Origin of the sequence: Streptomyces sp. DvalAA-14 (assembly GCF_900091855.1) — a bacterium.
In the GTDB taxonomy this organism is placed as follows: domain Bacteria; phylum Actinomycetota; class Actinomycetes; order Streptomycetales; family Streptomycetaceae; genus Actinacidiphila.
In genome coordinates this window covers 1-16748 of record NZ_FMCH01000062.1, presented here as the reverse complement: position 1 = coordinate 16748, position 16748 = coordinate 1, and the positions used below count along the sequence as shown (strand labels likewise).

Genomic DNA, 16748 nt, shown 5'->3' with positions numbered 1-16748 from the left:
TTGTCACGACACGGCCTAGGGGCGGGTGATGATGGCCTCGGCGGCGGCCTCGCCGCAGACGCGGGCCGCGCCGTGGGTGGCGATGTGGAGGGCGCCGACGGGGGCGGCCTGGGGGACGCCCATTTCGACCACGATCAGGTCGGGGCGGGCGGCCACCAGGGCCGCCAGTGTGTCGGACATCCAGGCGTGCCGGTGGGCGTCGCGGACCACCGCGACCAGCCGCCGGGTGCCGGCCGCGGCCAGCACACGGCCGGCCACGCCGGCCGGGTCGCCCTCCGCGTCGGCCGCCCGGTAGGTGGCCGTCTCGGTGCCGGGCAGCAGCCGCGCCAGCTCGGCGGCCACACCCCACGGGGTGACGTCGCCGACCGCGATATTGGCCACCGGGGTGAGGGCGGCCACGAAAGGCGCCTCGTCGAGCGGGACGAAGCCGTCGGCCCGGGTGATCCGCAGCGCGCGGCGGGCGGCCTCCAGGCCCACCTCGGGTCCCGGGGCGATCGCCTCCGCGGCGCCGGCCCGGGCCCGTTCCGCCGCCCAGGCGGCCAGCCCGCGCACCCGCTCGGCGGCGTCGGCCAGCCGCTCGGCGGGCAGCGAGCCGTCCCGGACGGCCGCCACGATCGCGTCCCGCAAGGACAGCACGGTCTGTTCGTCGGACAGCCCGCCGCCCACGCAGATCGCGTCGGCGCCGGCCGCCAGCGCCATCACGGTGCCGCGCTCGATGCCGTAGGTGGCCGCGATCGCCTGCATCTCGATGCCGTCGGTGACGATCAGCCCGTCGTAGCCGAGGCCGCCTTCGGACTGCGGCGCCCGCAGCAGTCCGGTGAGTACGGTCGGGCTGAGCGTGGCGGGCAGTTCGGGGTCGAGGGACGGCACCAGGATGTGGGCGCTCATCACCGCCTTGCTGCCGGCCGCCAGCGCGGCCCGGAACGGCACGAGCTCCCGGGCGCGCAGCGTGTCGGGGTCCACGTCGATGCGCGGCATCGCGTGGTGCGAGTCGATGGCGGTGTCGCCGTGGCCCGGGAAGTGCTTGACGCAGGCGGCCACGCCGGCCGACTGCAGCCCTTCCACGTAGGCCGCGGTGTTGCGGGCCACCAGCTCCGGGTCGGCGCCGAAGGACCGCACGCCGATGACCGGGTTGCCCGGGTCGGAGTTGACGTCGGCGGACGGCGCCCAGTCGAGGTTGACGCCCGCCAGGGCGAGCCGGCGGCCGAGTTCGGCGGCGACCGCGCGGGTCAGCTTGACGTCGTCGACCGCGCCGAGCGCGAGGTTGCCGGGGAAGGACGAGCCGCCGCGGGACTCCAGCCGGGTGACGTCGCCGCCCTCCTCGTCGGCGGCGATCAGCACATCCGGCCGCACCGCCCGCAACTGGGCGGTGAGCGCGGCCAGCTGCTCGGCGGACTCGATGTTCCGGGAGAACACCGCGACCGCGCCGAGTCCTTCGGTGAGCTGTCGCAGCACCCACTCGGGCGCACTGGTGCCGCGGAAGCCGGGCTGCAGGACGGTGAGCGCGTCGCGCGTCAGGGTGTCCGCGGTGGTGTCGGCGGAAATAATCGTCATCCCTTCACCGCCCCGGCCGTGAGACCGGCGACGGCCCTGCGCTGGAGGACCAGGAAGACGATCACTACCGGCAGCGTGAACACAGTGGAGGCGGCCATGGTAGCGCCCCAGTCGTCGCCGAAGTTGGTCTGGAACTGGGTGAGCCACAGCGGCAGCGTCTGCGCGCTCTCCTTGTTGAGGATCAGCACCAGCGGGAACTCGTTCCACGCGGTGATGAAGCCGAACAGCGAGGTCGCCATCAGGCCGGGGGCCAGCAGCGGCAGCACCACGCGGACGAACGCCTGGAACCGGGTGCAGCCGTCCATCAGGGCGGACTCCTCCAGTTCCTTGGGCACCGCGGCGATGAACCCGCGCAGCGTCCAGATGGTGAAGGGCAGCACCATCATCATGTAGAAGAAGGTCAGCGGCAGCAGGCTGTTGAGCATGTCCTGGTCCCGGACGATCATGTAGACGGAGATCGTCATGACCTCCCAGGGCGCCATCTGCGCCATCATCACGACCAGGATGAAGGCCTTGCGGCCGCGAAAGCGCATCCGGGCCACCGCGAACGCGGCGGCGAGCGCGACCAGCAGCGAGAGCAGCACCGAGCCCACGGTGACGGTGAAGCTGTTGCGTACCAGGGTCCAGAAGCCGGCCGCGTGCACGGCCTTGTCGAAGTGCGTCAGGGTGCCGTGCAGGGGGATGAAGACCGGCGTGGTGGAGATGATGTCCAGGTCCGGCTTGAAGGCCGTGGTCAGCATCCAGTAGACGGGGAAGACGAAGAAGACGAAGAGGATGATCGCCACGACGTTGGGCCACAGCCGCGCGAAGGGTGAGCGCCTCACAGGTCGTCCTCCTGCTTCAGGATGATGCGGAAGTAATAGGACATCAGCGCCAGCAGAATGAGGATGGTCAGCACCGAGATCGCCGCGCCGGTGCCGTAGTGCTGGTTTCCGACGCCTTCCACGAAGGCGTAGACCGGCAGCGTCTCGGTCAGGCCGGCCGGGCCGCCGGCGTTGAGCGCGTAGACCTGGGTGAAGGCCTTGAACACCCAGATGATCTCCAGGAACACGGTGCTCAGGAAGAACGGCCGCAGGATCGGGAAGAGCACCTGGGAGAAGGTCCGCCAGGCGCCGGCGCCGTCCATCCGGGCCGCCTCGAATATCTCGGCGGATATGGTGGTCAGTCCGGCGTAGAGGTTCAGGGCCACGAACGGCACGGACTGCCAGACGATCATCAGCGTGATGACCGAGAAGGTGGAGAACTGCCCGCCGAACCAGTTGTAGCCGGCCATCGAGTGCCAGCCGGCCTTGTCCAGGCTCCAGTTGACGACGCCGTAGCGGGTGTCGAACAGCCACTGGTAGACGGTGGTGCCGGCCACGGTGGGCATCGCCCAGGCCAGTACCAGTCCGATCGACAGCGTCAGCCGCATCCCCTTGGCAAGCCGGTTGAGCAGCAGGCCGACCAGGGTGCCGAAGACGATGATCAGTGCGACGTTGGCGAGGGTGAAGAACACCGAGCGCTCGGTGGTGTGCCAGAACTCCGCGCTGCTGAGCTGGTCGGTGTAGTTGCCGAAGCCGTTCCACTGGGTGGTGTGCTGGATCAGCTGGAAGGCGTCGAGGGTCTGGAACGAGATGATCACGTTCCGCACCAGCGGGTAGCCGAGCAGCAGTGCGGTGGCCACCAGCGCGGGCAGGATCAGCAGGTACGGCGCCGAGCGGGAGACGAACAGGCCGCCGGTGCGCCGCGCCGCGCCGCGGCCGGCCGGCGGGGTGCCGTCGTAGGCCAGGGAGTCGGGTCTGGGCGTCCCGGTCTTCTCGTCGGGAGCCCGGGTCTGCGTCCCTCTGTACTGCGCGGCCATGCTTCCTCTTCCTCGTGCCGTCCGCTGCGAAACGCTGTGCCGGGCCCGCCCGCCCACCGCGCGCGGCGGTGGGCGGGCGGGCCCGCTGGGGTGCGACTACTGAGCGCTGAGGCGCTTGTCGATCTCGGTGTCCGCCTTCTTGGCGGCGGCGCTCGGGGACTGGCCCTGGAGCACACCGGTCATGAAGAGGGTGGTGATCGGGTTGGGCGCGTTCTCGACGTTGCCCCAGGCCGGGATCAGCGGGGTGGTACCGCCGTTGGCCGCGGCGGCCGCCGAGACGGTGCCGAACTCGTTGCCGGTCAGGTTGGAGTCCAGCGACGCCTTGTTCGGGACGACGCCGCCCTCCTTGGCCAGTTCGCCTTCGAACTGGTCGGACATGGCCAGCTTCAGGAAGTCCTGGGCCAGTTCGGGGTTCTTGCTGCCCTGCGAGATCGCCAGGTTGGAGCCGCCGACGAAGACGCTGGCGGTCTTGTCCGCCGTCTTGCCCGGGAAGGCGAAGTAGCCGATCTGGTCCTTCAGCGCCGGGTTCTTGGCGATGGCGCCGGCCGCCTCCCAGCCGAGGCCGAGGAACGCGCCGACGTCGCCCTTGGCGAACACGTCGGACTGCTGCGGGGTGGCCTCGTCCTTGTCCTTGGGCGCGGTGCCGTAGGAGTTGATCTTCTTGTAGAGGCCGATCGCCTCGGCGGCCTGCGGGGTGTCGAGGTTGGCGGTGTACTTGTCGCCGTCCTTCTTGACCAGGTCGGCGCCCGCGTCGAGCAGGAAGCCGTCGAAGCCGTACCAGTCCTGGCCGGGCAGGTAGAAGGCGTCCTTGGTGCCCTTGGCCTTGATCTTGTCCAGGTCGCTGAACAGCTCGTCCTGGGTCTTGGGCGGCGTGGTGATGCCGGCCGCGGTCCAGATCTTCTTGTTGTAGACCACGACGCGGCTGGCGAAGTACCAGGGGGCGGCGAACTGCTTGCCGTTGTAGACCGCGGAGCCGTTGAGCGACGGCACCCAGTCGTTGCCGCCGATGTCGGCCTTGGCGCTGGTGAGGTCCTTCAGACCGCCGGTGGCCGCGTAGTAGGGGGTCTGCGTGTTGCCGACCTCCAGCACGTCCGGCGGGGTGCTCTCCGACAGGGCGGTGGTGAGCTTCTGCTGGATGCCGTCCCACTGCTGAACGGTGATCTTCAGCTTGGCGCCCGCGTACTGCTGCTGGAACGCCGCGGTGATGTCCTTCGTCCAGCCGGGCGGGTTGGACCCGCTCATCAGCCACACGTTGAGCGTCTTGCCGCTGAAATCGGCCGGCCCGGACGAACTGCTCTTGCCGGCGTCGTCCTTCTTGTCGTCGCTGTTGCTGCCACAGGCCGCGACTCCGACCAGCACTGCCGCGACACCGATCGACGCGATGAGCTTGCGCCTCATGCCACCCTCCTCAAGGATGCCCGAAACTCCCCCCATCGCCCGACATGTCGACTGCCGCGCGATACGTTGCAGCCGCGCCCTGCTCGTGGGTCTGGGTTGGTCCTTAATGGTTTAGACCAGTACCGGGAGCTTGGCCTAGACCTTTGGGGGTGTCAAGGGTGTATAAGAGCACCCGTCGGGTCTGTTATCGGACCGACACCTGACGGGGATCAGCCACCCACCGCCTCCCTTGGCCAGGAACAGCCGTGCCACGATGTGAGCCGCTATTAACGGAGGAAGCCGGTGACGGCAGCACAACAGCAGTCGGGAGTACACGGCATGGACAGCGACGCCGGCACGCCGACGGAGGCCACCGCGGCCACCACCGCGGGCCGGACCGCCCGGGTGCCGAAGTACTACCGCCTCAAGCGCCACCTGCTGGACATTACCCAGACAATGCCGCCCGGCACCCCCGTTCCGCCCGAACGGACTCTGGCGACCGAGTTCGACACCTCGCGCACCACCGTCCGGCAGGCCCTGCAGGAGCTGGTGGTCGAAGGCCGCCTCGAACGCATCCAGGGCAAAGGCACCTTCGTGGCCAAGCCCAAGGTCTCGCAGGCGCTCCAACTGACCTCCTACACCGAGGACATGCGCGCCCAGGGCCTCGAACCCACCTCCCAGCTGCTGGACATCGGCTACATCACCGCCGACGACCGGCTCGCCGAACTGCTGGACATGAAGGCCGGCGGCCGGGTGCTGCGCATCGAACGACTTCGGCTGGCCAACAGCGAGCCGATGGCGATCGAGACCACCCATCTGTCCGCCAAGCGCTTCCCGGCGCTGCGCCGGAGCCTGGCCAAGTACACCTCGCTCTACACCGCGTTGGCCGAGGTCTACGACGTACGGCTGGCCGAGGCCGAGGAGACCATCGAGACCTCGCTGGCCACACCGCGCGAGGCGGGCCTGCTCGGCACCGATGTGGGGCTGCCGATGCTGATGCTGTCCCGGCACTCGATCGACACCACGGGCGAACCGGTGGAGTGGGTGCGGTCGGTGTACCGCGGCGACCGCTACAAGTTCGTGGCGAGGCTGAACCGGCCCACCGACTGAACCCGCCCGGTTGGGTGAGATGGCTGCACACCTGGTGACGTACGCCACTCCCCTCCCCTAGATTCCCGGCAGTCACAGTCGTTGCTCTAGGGGACGGGAGCCGCACGTATGCCCGATCAGCCGGATCAGTTGTCCGCCACCCCACCGAACCCGCCCGACCCGCCGCACCCACCGGGCCGGCCGCCGATCGTCACCGCCGCACGGGTGCTCGTCGGGCTCTGCCTGGTCGTCCCGTTCGTCGCCCTGCTCTGGGTCAACTCCTACGCGCGCCTGACGCCCCGCTTCATCGGCATCCCGTTCTTCTACTGGTACCAGATGCTGTGGGTGCCGCTGACCGCCGCACTGACCTTCGCGGCCTACGTCCTGGTCAGGCGCGAGGAGCGGGCCCGCAAGGGGGGTGAGGTCCGGTGAAGAACGGAGTCAACGGCGTCGCGCTGGGCGTGTGCGTCTTCTTCTTCCTGGCCGTCACGGTGCTGGGCTTCCTGGCCGCCCGCTGGCGACGCGCCGAGAACGCCCTGCACCTGGACGAATGGGGCCTGGGCGGCCGGAGTTTCGGCACCTGGGTCACCTGGTTCCTGCTGGGCGGCGACCTCTACACCGCGTACACCTTCGTCGCCGTACCGGCCGCGATCTACGGGGCGGGCGCGGCCGGCTTCTTCGCGGTGCCGTACACGATCATCACCTACCCGCTGGTCTTCCTGTTCCTGCCGCGGCTGTGGTCGGTGTCGCACAAGCACGGCTACGTGACCTCCTCGGACTTCATCCGCGGACGGTTCGGCTCCAAGAGCCTGTCGGTGGCGATGGCGCTGACCGGCATCATCGCCACCATGCCGTACATCGCCCTGCAACTGGTCGGCATCCAGGCGGTGCTGGACGTGATGGGGGTGGGCGGCGGCGACTCCACCAACTGGTTCGTCAAGGACCTGCCGCTGCTGGTCGCCTTCGGGGTACTGGCCGCCTTCACCTACTCCTCGGGGCTGCGCGCCCCGGCGCTGATCGCCTTCGTCAAGGACGCGCTGATCTACATCGTCATCGCGGTGGCGATCATCTACATCCCGTACAAGCTCGGCGGATTCGGCCACATCTTCAACAAGGCGGACGCCGCCTACAAGGTGACCAACCCGGCCACCGGCAAGCCGCGCGGCTCGCTGGTGAGCGCTCCGCAGGCCCAATGGGCGTACGCCACGCTCGCGTTGGGCTCGGCAATGGCGCTGTTCCTGTACCCGCACTCGGTGACCGCGGTGCTGTCGGGCAAGAGCCGCAACACCATCCGCCGCAACACCACGATCCTGCCGCTGTACTCGCTGATGCTCGGCCTGCTGGCGCTGCTGGGCTTCATGGCGATCGCGGACGGCGTCGGAAAGGGGATCAAGGGCTACAACGCCCAACTGGCCATCCCCCAGCTGTTCGAGAACATGTTCCCGTCCTGGTTCGCCGGGGTGGCCTTCGCCGCGATCGCCATCGGGGCGCTGGTGCCGGCCGCCATCATGTCCATCGCGGCGGCCAACCTCTTCACCCGCAACATCTACAAGGACCTGTTCAAGCCCGACGCCACCGCGGCGCAGGAGACCAAGGTCTCCAAGCTGGTGTCGCTGGTGGTGAAGATCGGCGCCCTGGTCTTCGTCCTGACCATGGACAAGACGGTCGCGATCAACTTCCAGCTGCTGGGCGGCATCTGGATCCTGCAGACGGTGCCGGCCGTGGTGGGCGGGCTGTTCACCCGCTGGTTCCACCGCTGGGCCCTGCTGGCGGGCTGGGCGGCCGGCATGGCCTACGGCACCTGGAAGGCGTACCAGCAGGCCAGCCCGACCCAGGCGCACTTCGGCGGCAACTCGGCGAACATCCCGGGCATCGGCCGGCTCGGCTACATCGGGCTGACCGCCTTCGTGCTCAATCTCGGGCTCGCCGTGGTGCTCACCTTGGTGCTCCGGGCCGCCAAGGCGCCCGAGGGGCTCGACGAGACCGCGCGCGGCGACTACCTGGCCGAGCCGGCACCGGCCGCCGACCCGACCGAGCCGGGGGTGACGCCCGGGCTGCCCGAACCGGCCGGCGCGTAACCGCGCTTCCGCGACCCGGCGGCCGTCCGGCTCCCCGCCGTCCGACTCCCCGCCGTCAGGCGCCCCCGGCCAGCACCGGGGGCGCCGTCGCCCCACGTCCCGGGTCGCGGAAGGTACGGCGGTACGCCTGCGGGGTGGTGCCGGTCCAGCGGGCGAAGTGGTGCCGCATCGTCGCCGCGTTGCCGAAGCCGGCCCGCACCGCGATCGCATCCACGGTCTGTTCGGTCCCCTCCAACAACTCCCGTGCCAGCAGCACTCGTTGCCCGAGCAGCCAGCGGTACGGCGTGGTGCCGGTCTCCTGCAGGAAGCGGCGGGCGAAGGTGCGCGGGGACATGTGCGCGCGGGCGGCCAGCTCCTCCACGGTCAGCTCGCGGTCCAGGTGCCGCTCCATCCAGGACAGCACCCCGGTCACCGTGTCGCTGGTGGCCCGCGGCAGCGGCCGGGCCACAAACTGCGCCTGCCCGCCCTCCCGGTGCGGCGGCACCACCATCCGCCGGGCGATGCCGTTGGCGACCGCGGTGCCCTGCTCCCGGCGGACCAGATGCAGGCACGCGTCGATCCCGGACGCCGTGCCGGCCGAGGTGATCACCCCGGCGTCGTCGACGTACAGCACATCCGGCTCCACCCGGGCCAGCGGAAAGCGCCGCGTCAGCAGCTCGGTGTGCCGCCAGTGCCCCGCGCAGCGCCGCCCGTCCAGCAGCCCGGCCGCCCCCAGCATGAACACCCCGGAGCACACGCTGAGCACCATCGCGCCCCGCTCCACCGCCCGGTTCAGCGCCTTCAGCACCTCCGGCGGGAACTCCCGGTCCGAGAAGCCGTCCCCGGCCGGCACCGTGATCAGGTCCGCCTCCTCCAGCCGGTCCGGATCACCCGACGCGACCACCCCGAAGCCGGCGTGCGTCCCCAGCAGCGGGCCCTCGGCCGACACCACCGCGAAGTCGTAGACCGGCAGCCCGTCTTCGCTCCGGTCCAGTCCGAACACCTCGCAGACCACGCCGAGTTCGAACGGGTGCACACCCTCCAGAACGACGGCGGCGACGTTTTTCAGCATGAACCGAGCATGCCACTTGGCAGGATGTTGCGGTAGTACGACAGTCCTGCCACTGTTCGGCGGTCATCACCTTCAGCAGACTTCACTCATGACCATTCTCCTGGACATCGCCACCCTCGCCTTCCTCCTCCTCGTCCTCACCTTCGTGCCGGCCCTCGCCCTGCGCCGGGAGGCGAAGATCACCCGCCAGATCCGCGCCGCCCGCACCGAGTCCTCCACCTGACGCCCGCGAAATCGAGCCCGCCCGGCGATTGAGGGCAGCGGAATCCACCCGGGCAACCGAGCAGCCCGACACAACATGTGGACCCGCGAAGTTCCACCGGCACAACATGTATGCTCAACCCCGCTGCCCGCAGGGGAAGCCGGTGCGAATCCGGCGCTGCCCCGCAACGGTGAGCGGGCGCGCCCCGGCGCGCCCGCACAGCCCGATCGCCTGCCCGCAGCGCGCTCGTCCCGCGTCGACCGCGGGCAAGCGCTCGTCCGGGCCTCGCGGGTTGGGCCGGCGGACGCGGTACGGCATGCCCGCGTGGCCCCGCCAGGGGACACGCGCCACCGACCGCCCCCGCTCCCTCCCCGTACGGCCGCCGCCGTGTTCGAGGAGAGAGCATCACCGTGACCATCGCGCCCGCCCACCCAGCAGCAGTCGGCGTCGGCCTCCCGCGGCCCGGGGGGCCGCAGCCGGACGACGGGCCCGGGTCCGCCACCGCCGGCGGCACCGACAGCGGCACCGACCCCGGTTCCGTCCTGCTGCGGCACCTGGTGGCGCTCACCGCGGACCTCCCCGACACCGACGCCGGGCGGGTCGCCGCCGCCGCGCTGCGCGGGCGCAACGCCGCCTCCGACGCCGCCGAACTCCGCTCGCTGGCCACCGAGGCCGCGGCCGGCCTGATTTCGGACGATCCCGCCTACTCCCGGCTGGCCGCCCGCCTGCTGACCCGCACCATCGCCGACGAGGCGGCCGGCCAGGGCGCGGTGTCCTTCTCCGCGTCCGTCGCGGTCGGCCACCGCGAGGGACTGATCGCGGACCGCACCGCCGGGTTCGTGACCCGGCACGCGGCCCGGCTGGACGCGCTGGTCGAGCGGGCCGTCGCCGACGGCGCCGACGACCGCTTCGGCTACTTCGGGCTGCGGACCCTGCACAGCCGCTATCTGCTGCGGCACCCCATCACCCGGCAGGTGATCGAGACCCCGCAGCACTTCATGCTGCGGGTGGCCGCCGGTCTCGCCGAGAACGACAGTGTCGCCGCGCTGGACGAAGTGGCCGCGCTGTACCGGCTGATGAGCGCCCTGGACTACCTGCCGAGCTCCCCCACCCTGTTCAACTCCGGCACCCGGCACCCGCAGATGTCCTCCTGCTACCTGCTGGACTCCCCGCTGGACGAGCTGGACTCGATCTACGACCGCTACCACCAGGTGGCGCGGCTGTCCAAGCACGCCGGCGGCATCGGTCTGCCCTACTCCCGGGTGCGCGCCCGCGGTTCGCTGATCCGCGGCACCAACGGGCACTCCAACGGCATCGTGCCGTTCCTGAAGACGCTCGACGCCTCGGTGGCCGCGGTCAACCAGGGCGGCCGGCGCAAGGGCGCGGCCGCGGTCTACCTGGAGACCTGGCACGCCGACATCGAGGAGTTCCTGGAGCTGCGGGACAACACCGGTGAGGACGCCCGCCGCACCCACAACCTCAATCTGGCCCACTGGGTGCCGGACGAGTTCATGCGGCGGGTCGACGCCGACGCCGACTGGTCGCTGTTCTCGCCGGCCGACGTGCCGGAACTGGTGGACCTGTGGGGCGCGGACTTCGACGCCGCCTACCACCGGGCGGAGGCGGCGGGCCTGGCGCTGCGCACCCTGCCGGCCCGGGAGTTGTACGGCCGGATGATGCGTACCCTCGCGCAGACCGGCCAGGGCTGGATGACCTTCAAGGACGCCGCCAACCGCACCGCCAACCAGACGGCGCTGCCCGGCCACACCGTGCACTCCTCCAATCTGTGCACCGAGATCCTCGAAGTCACCGACGACACCGAGACCGCCGTGTGCAACCTCGGCTCGGTCAACCTGGGCGCGTTCGTCACGCCGAGCGCCCCGGACAGCGGCATCGAGGGCGGCATGGACTGGCAGCGGCTGGACGCGACCGTCCGCACCGCGGTCACCTTCCTCGACCGGGTGGTGGACATCAACTTCTACCCCACCGAGGAGGCGGGCCGTTCCAACGCCAAGTGGCGCCCGGTGGGCCTGGGCGTGATGGGCCTGCAGGACGTGTTCTTCAAGCTGCGGCTGCCGTTCGACTCCGCCGAGGCCAGGGCGCTGTCCACGAAGATCGCCGAGCGGGTGATGCTCGCCGCCTACGAGGCGTCCTGCGACCTCGCCGAGCGCAGCGGCCCGCTGCCGGCCTGGGACCGGACCCGTACCGCGCAAGGGGTGCTGCACCCCGACCACTTCGCCGTCGAGCTGCACTGGCCCGAGCGGTGGGCCGCGCTGCGCGCGCGGGTGGCCGCCACCGGGATGCGCAACGCACTGCTGCTGGCCATCGCGCCGACCGCCACCATCGCGTCCATCGCGGGCGCGTACGAGTGCATCGAGCCGCAGGTCTCCAACCTCTTCAAGCGCGAGACCCTGTCGGGCGAGTTCCTCCAGGTCAACTCCTACCTGGTGGCCGAGCTCAAGCGGCTCGGAGTGTGGGACGCGCAGTCCCGCGAGGCGCTGCGGGAGGCCAACGGCTCGGTGCAGGGCTTCAGTTGGATCCCGGCCGAGGTGCGGACGCTGTACCGCACCGCGTGGGAGATCCCGCAGCGCGGCCTGATCGACATGGCCGCGGCCCGTACCCCGTTCCTCGACCAGAGCCAGTCGCTGAACCTGTTCCTGGAGACGCCGACCATCGGCAAGCTCAGCTCGATGTACGCGTACGCCTGGAAGCAGGGCCTGAAGACCACGTACTACCTGCGGTCCCGGCCCGCGACCCGGATCGCCCGCGCGGCCCGGGCCGCCGAGCCGGCCGATGTCCCCGCCGGTGTCCCCGTCGCGGTCCCGGTGGCCGCCGACGCCGACGCGATCGCCTGCTCCCTGGAAAACCCCGAGTCCTGCGAGGCCTGCCAGTAATGACCAGCACCACCCCGTCCCCTCGGAAGAACCTGCTCGACCCGGGCTTCGAACTGACCCTGCGTCCGATGCGCTACCCCGACTTCTACGAGCGCTACCGCGACGCCATCAAGAACACCTGGACGGTGGAGGAGGTCGACCTCCACTCCGACGTCACCGACCTGGCCAAACTCACCGCCGCCGAGCAGCACTTGATCGGCCGGCTGGTGGCCTTCTTCGCCACCGGCGACTCGATCGTGTCCAACAACCTGGTGCTCACCCTCTACAAGCACATCAACTCCCCGGAGGCGCGCCTGTACTTGTCGCGCCAGCTGTTCGAGGAGGCCGTGCACGTCCAGTTCTACCTGACGCTGCTGGACACCTATCTGCCCGATCCGGAGGACCGCAACGCGGCGTTCGCCGCGGTCGAGAGCATCCCGTCCATCCGGGAGAAGGCGCAGTTCTGCTTCCGCTGGATGGACTCGGTGGAGAACATCGGCCGGCTCGAGTCCCGCGCCGACCGCCGCCGCTTCCTGCTCAACCTGATCTGCTTCGCGGCCTGCATCGAGGGCCTGTTCTTCTACGGCGCCTTCGCCTACGTCTACTGGTTCCGCTCCCGGGGGCTGCTGCACGGCCTGGCCACCGGCACCAACTGGGTGTTCCGTGACGAGACGATGCACATGAGCTTCGCCTTCGACGTGGTGGACACCGTGCGCAAGGAGGAACCGGACCTCTTCGACGAGGAGTTGCGGCAGCAGGTCACCGACATGCTGCGGGAAGCCGTCGCGGCGGAACTGCAGTTCGGCCGGGACCTGTGCGGCGACGGGCTGCCGGGGATGAACACCGAGTCGATGCGCGCGTACCTGGAGTGCGTCGCCGACCAGCGGCTGGTCCGGTTGGGCTTCGCACCGGTGTACGGCTCCCAGAACCCCTTCTCCTTCATGGAGTTGCAAGGGGTCCAGGAGCTGACGAACTTCTTCGAGCGGCGCCCGTCCGCCTACCAGGTCGCCGTCGAGGGCTCGGTGGCCCTCGACGAGGACTTCTAGGCCGCGCCGGCCGGCGTGGCCGGGAAGGACCCGCGGCAGGTCCCGGACGGCCGAGCCCGCTCAGTCGTTCGGGACCGTCTCGAACTTCGGGGTCGCCTCGGCCATCTGCTGCATGACGTCCTTGCGTTCGCGCTTGGACAGCCGGTCGATGTACAGGCGCCCGTAGAGGTGGTCGGTCTCGTGCTGGAGGCAGCGGGCGAAGTAGCCGCGGCCGTGCACCCGGACCGGATTGCCCTGCGGGTCCTGGCCGCGCACCACCGCGTAGTCGGGGCGCGCCAGCTCCATATAGGCGCCCGGCACCGACAGGCAGCCCTCGTTGGAGTCGTCCAGGTGCCGCTGGTCGGCGGGCAGTTCCTCCACCACGGGGTTGCAGATCGCGCCGACGTGCCGCTGGTTGTCGTCGTCGGGGCAGTCGTAGACGAACACCTTCAGGCCGACGCCGATCTGATTGGCGGCCAGGCCCACGCCCTCGGCGGCCCGCTGCGAGGCGAACATGTCGTCGATCAGCGCGGCCAGCTCGTCGTCGAAGGCGGTCACGTCCGCGCACTCGCGGTGCAGCACCGGGTTGCCGACCACGGTGATCGGGCGCACCGTCCCGCGCTCGCGGTGCGCCTGCTCGCGCGCCTCGGCGTTCGTGACGTCGTCGAGGAACTCCATGTCGTGCTCAGTCTGCTGCTGGGACATCTCCGCCGTACGCCTTCCGGGAACCGTGAACGATCCTTCCCAGGGTACGGGGCGCGGCAAGAGGGCGACGCGCGAACGCCGGCGCCGGCGGCCGCACCCGGCCCCGGAATCCCGTCAGCAGACCTCTTCGAGGTCCCGCCAGTCCCGGGTGTCCGGGCTGTCGGCGACCCAGCCGTCGAGCAGGCCGTGCACCAGCGGGGCCGGCGCGGCGATGCCGCACTCGCGCTCCGGCGACCAGGGCACGTCCTCGCTGCCGGGCGTCAGATGGCTCAAATGGCCCGGATGGCCGGGCTCGCCCTGGTCGTGGGGGTCGCGGGTGCTGGCCGAGCCGTCGTCGGTGGGCATCCGGCTCTCCGAGCAGGTGCGGCACAGCAGCCGCACCGACGAGGACCAGTCCTCGGCGGCGTATCCGGCCTCGGCCGCCAGCCGTTCCAGCGCGTTGCGGTCGGCCTCGCTGGCGGCCTCCAGCAGGACCAGCCAGGTCGGCACCGGGGAGGGCGCCCACAGCTCGATCTCGTCGAAGACGGGGTAGACCGCGCCGCCCGCGCCCGCGTCGGTGGCCCGCTCGCCGTGCGGCACGCCGTCGTGCAGGACGACCTCGCCCCAGCGGCGGCCGGAGGACGGCAGCGGAATCGACAGCACCTCGACCCGGGCCGGGTCGAGCCTGCGGCCCCAGACCACCTCGGCCTCACCCTCGGGCGACAGCCGCACGGCGGCGCTGCCCAGCGGCATCCGGACCGACTCCTCGCCGGTGTGCACCGCGGTGCCGGCCGGCATCCGCAGCCCGTACGCCTGCCAGGAGCGGCGGGCCAGCGGCCAGTCCTGCAACGCGGTGGCGGCGATGCCGAGATTCCACCAGTCCGGGGCGCCGGCCGGGCGGTCCAGCAGCGCCACCGCCCGCAGGCCGGCGATCCGGGCCTGGGTCCAGTCGTGCCGGAACTTGTGCAGCAGCGCCAGGTTGTACCAGGACTCCGACAGCCAGGGCTCCAGGTCCGCGGCCCGGGTCAGCAGCGCGCCCGCGTCCTCGTAGCGGCCGTCGTCGATCAGCGAGAACGCCCGGTCGGTGGCCTGCCGCCAGGTGGGCGACGGCCGGTGCCGCACTCTTCCGAAGATCTTCAACGTCGTTTCCCGCCTGCCCGCTCAGCCGATCACTGCCAGGACGTCGCCTTTCCGCACCACGCTCTCGCCCCCCGTACGGCCTTTCGCGCAACCCCGTACGACACCAACCTTGCATACTTTGGCCGCGGTCTCAGCCCGGCCCCGTGCGGTCCGCGGCTCGGCGCTGAGCGCGCGGTCCCCACCTGCTCTCCTTGCCATCCCCACCGGCATCCAACCATGTCCAGGTGGGACGGTGCGGGGGCGCCCACCCGGGCAGGGGAGGGCGCCTTCGCTCACCCGTAAGGGTGGATGCGGGGACCGGCGGCTGACAGGTCAGGTGGCGGACGGCGCTTCGGTGAACGCCTCGGCGTCCGGCGAGCCCTCGCCGGAGCGGATCATCTCGATCCGCATCATCACCTTCGACCGCAGGTCGCTGGGCACGTCGTCGGAGCCGCAGCACCGCTTGACCAGCTTCTTCACGGCCTGTTCGAGCCCGTACTTCTCCAAGCAGGGGTGGCACTCCTCGAAGTGCTCCTTGAACTTGGTGCAGGCGTCCTCGGACATCTCGTCGTCGAGGTACTCGTAGAGGTGGTCGAGCACCTCGGAGCAGTCCGTCTCATGTGCGTTGCCGCAACTCATGAATCCGCGCCCTTCTGATCTCCCGCACCCGCGGGGACGAGCCCGCGGTCCCGGGCGTAGTCCTCCAGCAGCTCGCGCAGCTGGCGGCGCCCGCGGTGCAGCCTGGACATCACCGTACCGATCGGCGTTCCCATGATGTCCGCGATCTCCTTGTAGGCAAAGCCCTCGACATCCGCGAGGTAGACCGCGATCCGGAACTCCTCGGGGATGGCCTGGAGCGCCGACTTCACGTCCGAGTCGGGCAGGTGGTCGAGGGCCTGCGACTCGGCGGACCGCAGACCGGTCGACATGTGCGACTCGGCCCGGGCCAGCTGCCAGTCCTCGATGTCCTCCGAACCGCTGCGCAGCGGCTCACGCTGCTTCTTGCGGTAGGAGTTGATGAAGCTGTTGGTGAGGATGCGGTAGAGCCATGCCTTCAGGTTCGTGCCCTCGCGGAACTGGTGGAAGGACGCGTACGCCTTCGCGTACGTCTCCTGCACCAGGTCCTCCGCGTCGGCCGGATTGCGGGTCATCCGCAGCGCGGCCGAGTACATCTGGTCGAGGAAGCTCAAAGCGTCCCGCTCGAAGCGCTCGCTGCGCTCCGACTCGCTCTCTCGTGCCGCCTGACCGGACGCACCCGCGGTTTCCGCCGTGCTGTCGTCGGTGCCGGTGACCGGACCCACCTCCTCAGAAACGCCAGCGCGCCCCAAAGTGGACACGCTCGTCTGGGAGGATATTGCACCGGGGATGGGCACGCCCGATGCGGCCTTGCCGTCGTCCTTGTTGGACCACTGGGTCCACTCCAGGTACGGCACTGCCACGCCCGGCTGCGCGGTGCCCTGCGCGCTCGGCCTGCATGCGGCTGAAACCATGCGGCTGCCTCTCCCTAACGCCCCGCTGCGATCCTGTCGGCTCACATAACGCGAGGGGCGCGGCCGTCATTCCCGGGCATACCCGCGCGCCCGGCGGGCGCGCGGGTCAGGGGGTGGCCAGGCCCTGGGCGGCCAGCCACCGGCTGACGATCGCGGTCAGCTGGCCGAGTGCGGCCTCTTGGGTGAGCGGGGCGCGCTTGGGCACCGCGAAAGCGTGGTCGGCGTAGGGGACGGGGCTGGGGTTGTGCGGCGGCGGGAATTCGTTGGGCCGGCCGAAGGGGTCGTGCGCGCCCTGGACGATCAGCAGCGGGCAGGCCGCGGCGGCCAGCCCCAGCTCCGCGACCCGGGACTTCTCCGGCCGGCCCG

The 16748-nt window shown here is 70.6% G+C and carries 16 protein-coding genes and 1 riboswitch; of the genes, 6 read left to right on the top strand and 10 right to left on the bottom strand.

All coding sequences use genetic code 11. The features are described from left to right. Positions 1 to 15: 15 nt before the first annotated feature. From GA0115240_RS02885 to GA0115240_RS02870, 4 genes are all read right to left on the bottom strand, one after another. Complete coding sequence (locus tag GA0115240_RS02885) at positions 16 to 1554, bottom strand: glycoside hydrolase family 3 protein (RefSeq protein ID WP_093735064.1); 1539 nt, start codon at positions 1552 to 1554, stop codon at positions 16 to 18. After that, positions 1551 to 2378 carry a carbohydrate ABC transporter permease gene (locus GA0115240_RS02880; RefSeq protein WP_093735063.1) on the bottom strand — a complete coding sequence of 276 codons (828 nt, stop codon included), beginning with the start codon at positions 2376 to 2378 and terminating at the stop codon, positions 1551 to 1553. Before GA0115240_RS02880 ends, GA0115240_RS02885 begins: the two co-directional genes overlap by 4 nt. Further along, on the bottom strand, positions 2375 to 3394 hold the full coding sequence (locus tag GA0115240_RS02875; RefSeq protein ID WP_093735062.1) for a carbohydrate ABC transporter permease: 1020 nt from the start codon (positions 3392 to 3394) through the stop codon (positions 2375 to 2377). Before GA0115240_RS02875 ends, GA0115240_RS02880 begins: the two co-directional genes overlap by 4 nt. A gap of 96 nt (positions 3395 to 3490) precedes the next feature. Further along, positions 3491 to 4792 (bottom strand): extracellular solute-binding protein, encoded by a 1302-nt coding sequence (locus tag GA0115240_RS02870; protein WP_093735061.1) that lies wholly within the window; start codon positions 4790 to 4792, stop codon positions 3491 to 3493. 318 nt (positions 4793 to 5110) lie between these two features. Here GA0115240_RS02870 and GA0115240_RS02865 point away from each other — a divergent pair, with 318 nt between their 5' ends. The 3 genes from GA0115240_RS02865 (at position 5111) to mctP (ending at position 7938) form a co-directional block, all read left to right on the top strand. Beyond that, positions 5111 to 5881, top strand: coding sequence for a GntR family transcriptional regulator (locus tag GA0115240_RS02865; RefSeq protein WP_093735060.1), 771 nt, complete (start codon positions 5111 to 5113; stop codon positions 5879 to 5881). Positions 5882 to 5989: 108 nt separating this feature from the next. Further along, positions 5990 to 6292: a DUF3311 domain-containing protein gene (locus tag GA0115240_RS02860; RefSeq protein WP_093735059.1), complete on the top strand. Its 303-nt coding sequence runs from the start codon at positions 5990 to 5992 to the stop codon at positions 6290 to 6292. Next, on the top strand, positions 6289 to 7938 hold the full coding sequence (gene mctP / locus GA0115240_RS02855; RefSeq protein ID WP_093735058.1) for a monocarboxylate uptake permease MctP: 1650 nt from the start codon (positions 6289 to 6291) through the stop codon (positions 7936 to 7938). The genes GA0115240_RS02860 and mctP overlap by 4 nt, the downstream gene beginning before the upstream one ends. A 55-nt stretch (positions 7939 to 7993) precedes the next feature. Here mctP and GA0115240_RS02850 read toward each other — a convergent pair whose 3' ends face one another. Then, positions 7994 to 8989 carry a helix-turn-helix domain-containing protein gene (locus GA0115240_RS02850; protein WP_093735057.1) on the bottom strand — a complete coding sequence of 332 codons (996 nt, stop codon included), beginning with the start codon at positions 8987 to 8989 and terminating at the stop codon, positions 7994 to 7996. A gap of 88 nt (positions 8990 to 9077) precedes the next feature. Between GA0115240_RS02850 and GA0115240_RS37815 the strand changes: the two genes are divergently transcribed. The 3 genes from GA0115240_RS37815 (at position 9078) to GA0115240_RS02840 (ending at position 13110) form a co-directional block, all read left to right on the top strand. Beyond that, the gene (locus GA0115240_RS37815) at positions 9078 to 9212 is read left to right on the top strand and encodes a hypothetical protein (RefSeq protein ID WP_256069508.1); all 135 of its coding nucleotides are present in this window, start codon (positions 9078 to 9080) and stop codon (positions 9210 to 9212) included. A gap of 135 nt (positions 9213 to 9347) precedes the next feature. Next, a riboswitch (cobalamin riboswitch) is annotated at positions 9348 to 9412 on the top strand. A 189-nt stretch (positions 9413 to 9601) separates the two neighbouring features. Next, the gene (locus GA0115240_RS02845; protein WP_370673263.1) at positions 9602 to 12085 is read left to right on the top strand and encodes a ribonucleoside-diphosphate reductase subunit alpha; all 2484 of its coding nucleotides are present in this window, start codon (positions 9602 to 9604) and stop codon (positions 12083 to 12085) included. Then, positions 12085 to 13110 (top strand): ribonucleotide-diphosphate reductase subunit beta, encoded by a 1026-nt coding sequence (locus GA0115240_RS02840; protein WP_176724969.1) that lies wholly within the window; start codon positions 12085 to 12087, stop codon positions 13108 to 13110. Before GA0115240_RS02845 ends, GA0115240_RS02840 begins: the two co-directional genes overlap by 1 nt. A gap of 60 nt (positions 13111 to 13170) precedes the next feature. Here GA0115240_RS02840 and def read toward each other — a convergent pair whose 3' ends face one another. The 5 genes from def to GA0115240_RS36590 all read right to left on the bottom strand — a co-directional run. Next, positions 13171 to 13794 (bottom strand): peptide deformylase, encoded by a 624-nt coding sequence (def, locus tag GA0115240_RS02835; RefSeq protein ID WP_093735056.1) that lies wholly within the window; start codon positions 13792 to 13794, stop codon positions 13171 to 13173. A 114-nt stretch (positions 13795 to 13908) separates the two neighbouring features. Beyond that, positions 13909 to 14913 (bottom strand): tetratricopeptide repeat protein, encoded by a 1005-nt coding sequence (locus GA0115240_RS02830; protein WP_093735055.1) that lies wholly within the window; start codon positions 14911 to 14913, stop codon positions 13909 to 13911. A 312-nt stretch (positions 14914 to 15225) separates the two neighbouring features. Then, complete coding sequence (gene rsrA / locus GA0115240_RS02825; RefSeq protein WP_093735054.1) at positions 15226 to 15531, bottom strand: mycothiol system anti-sigma-R factor; 306 nt, start codon at positions 15529 to 15531, stop codon at positions 15226 to 15228. Continuing rightward, positions 15528 to 16193 (bottom strand): sigma-70 family RNA polymerase sigma factor, encoded by a 666-nt coding sequence (locus tag GA0115240_RS02820; RefSeq protein ID WP_176724970.1) that lies wholly within the window; start codon positions 16191 to 16193, stop codon positions 15528 to 15530. The genes rsrA and GA0115240_RS02820 overlap by 4 nt, the downstream gene beginning before the upstream one ends. A gap of 295 nt (positions 16194 to 16488) precedes the next feature. Further along, a partial coding sequence (locus GA0115240_RS36590) for an alpha/beta family hydrolase (RefSeq protein WP_346267912.1) occupies positions 16489 to 16748 on the bottom strand: 260 nt, incomplete at its 5' end.

Excerpts from the sequence above, each read along its gene's own strand:
- GA0115240_RS02885 (WP_093735064.1), bottom strand. The coding sequence starts at position 1,554 with ATGACGATTATTTCCGCCGACACCACCGCGGACACCCTGACGCGCGAC.
- GA0115240_RS02840 (WP_176724969.1), top strand. The coding sequence starts at position 12,085 with ATGACCAGCACCACCCCGTCCCCTCGGAAGAACCTGCTCGACCCGGGC.
- GA0115240_RS02870 (WP_093735061.1), bottom strand. The coding sequence starts at position 4,792 with ATGAGGCGCAAGCTCATCGCGTCGATCGGTGTCGCGGCAGTGCTGGTC.
- GA0115240_RS02850 (WP_093735057.1), bottom strand. The coding sequence starts at position 8,989 with ATGCTGAAAAACGTCGCCGCCGTCGTTCTGGAGGGTGTGCACCCGTTC.
- GA0115240_RS02865 (WP_093735060.1), top strand. The coding sequence starts at position 5,111 with ATGGACAGCGACGCCGGCACGCCGACGGAGGCCACCGCGGCCACCACC.
- def (WP_093735056.1), bottom strand. The coding sequence starts at position 13,794 with ATGTCCCAGCAGCAGACTGAGCACGACATGGAGTTCCTCGACGACGTC.
- rsrA (WP_093735054.1), bottom strand. The coding sequence starts at position 15,531 with ATGAGTTGCGGCAACGCACATGAGACGGACTGCTCCGAGGTGCTCGAC.
- GA0115240_RS37815 (WP_256069508.1), top strand. The coding sequence starts at position 9,078 with ATGACCATTCTCCTGGACATCGCCACCCTCGCCTTCCTCCTCCTCGTC.
- GA0115240_RS02860 (WP_093735059.1), top strand. The coding sequence starts at position 5,990 with ATGCCCGATCAGCCGGATCAGTTGTCCGCCACCCCACCGAACCCGCCC.
- GA0115240_RS02875 (WP_093735062.1), bottom strand. The coding sequence starts at position 3,394 with ATGGCCGCGCAGTACAGAGGGACGCAGACCCGGGCTCCCGACGAGAAG.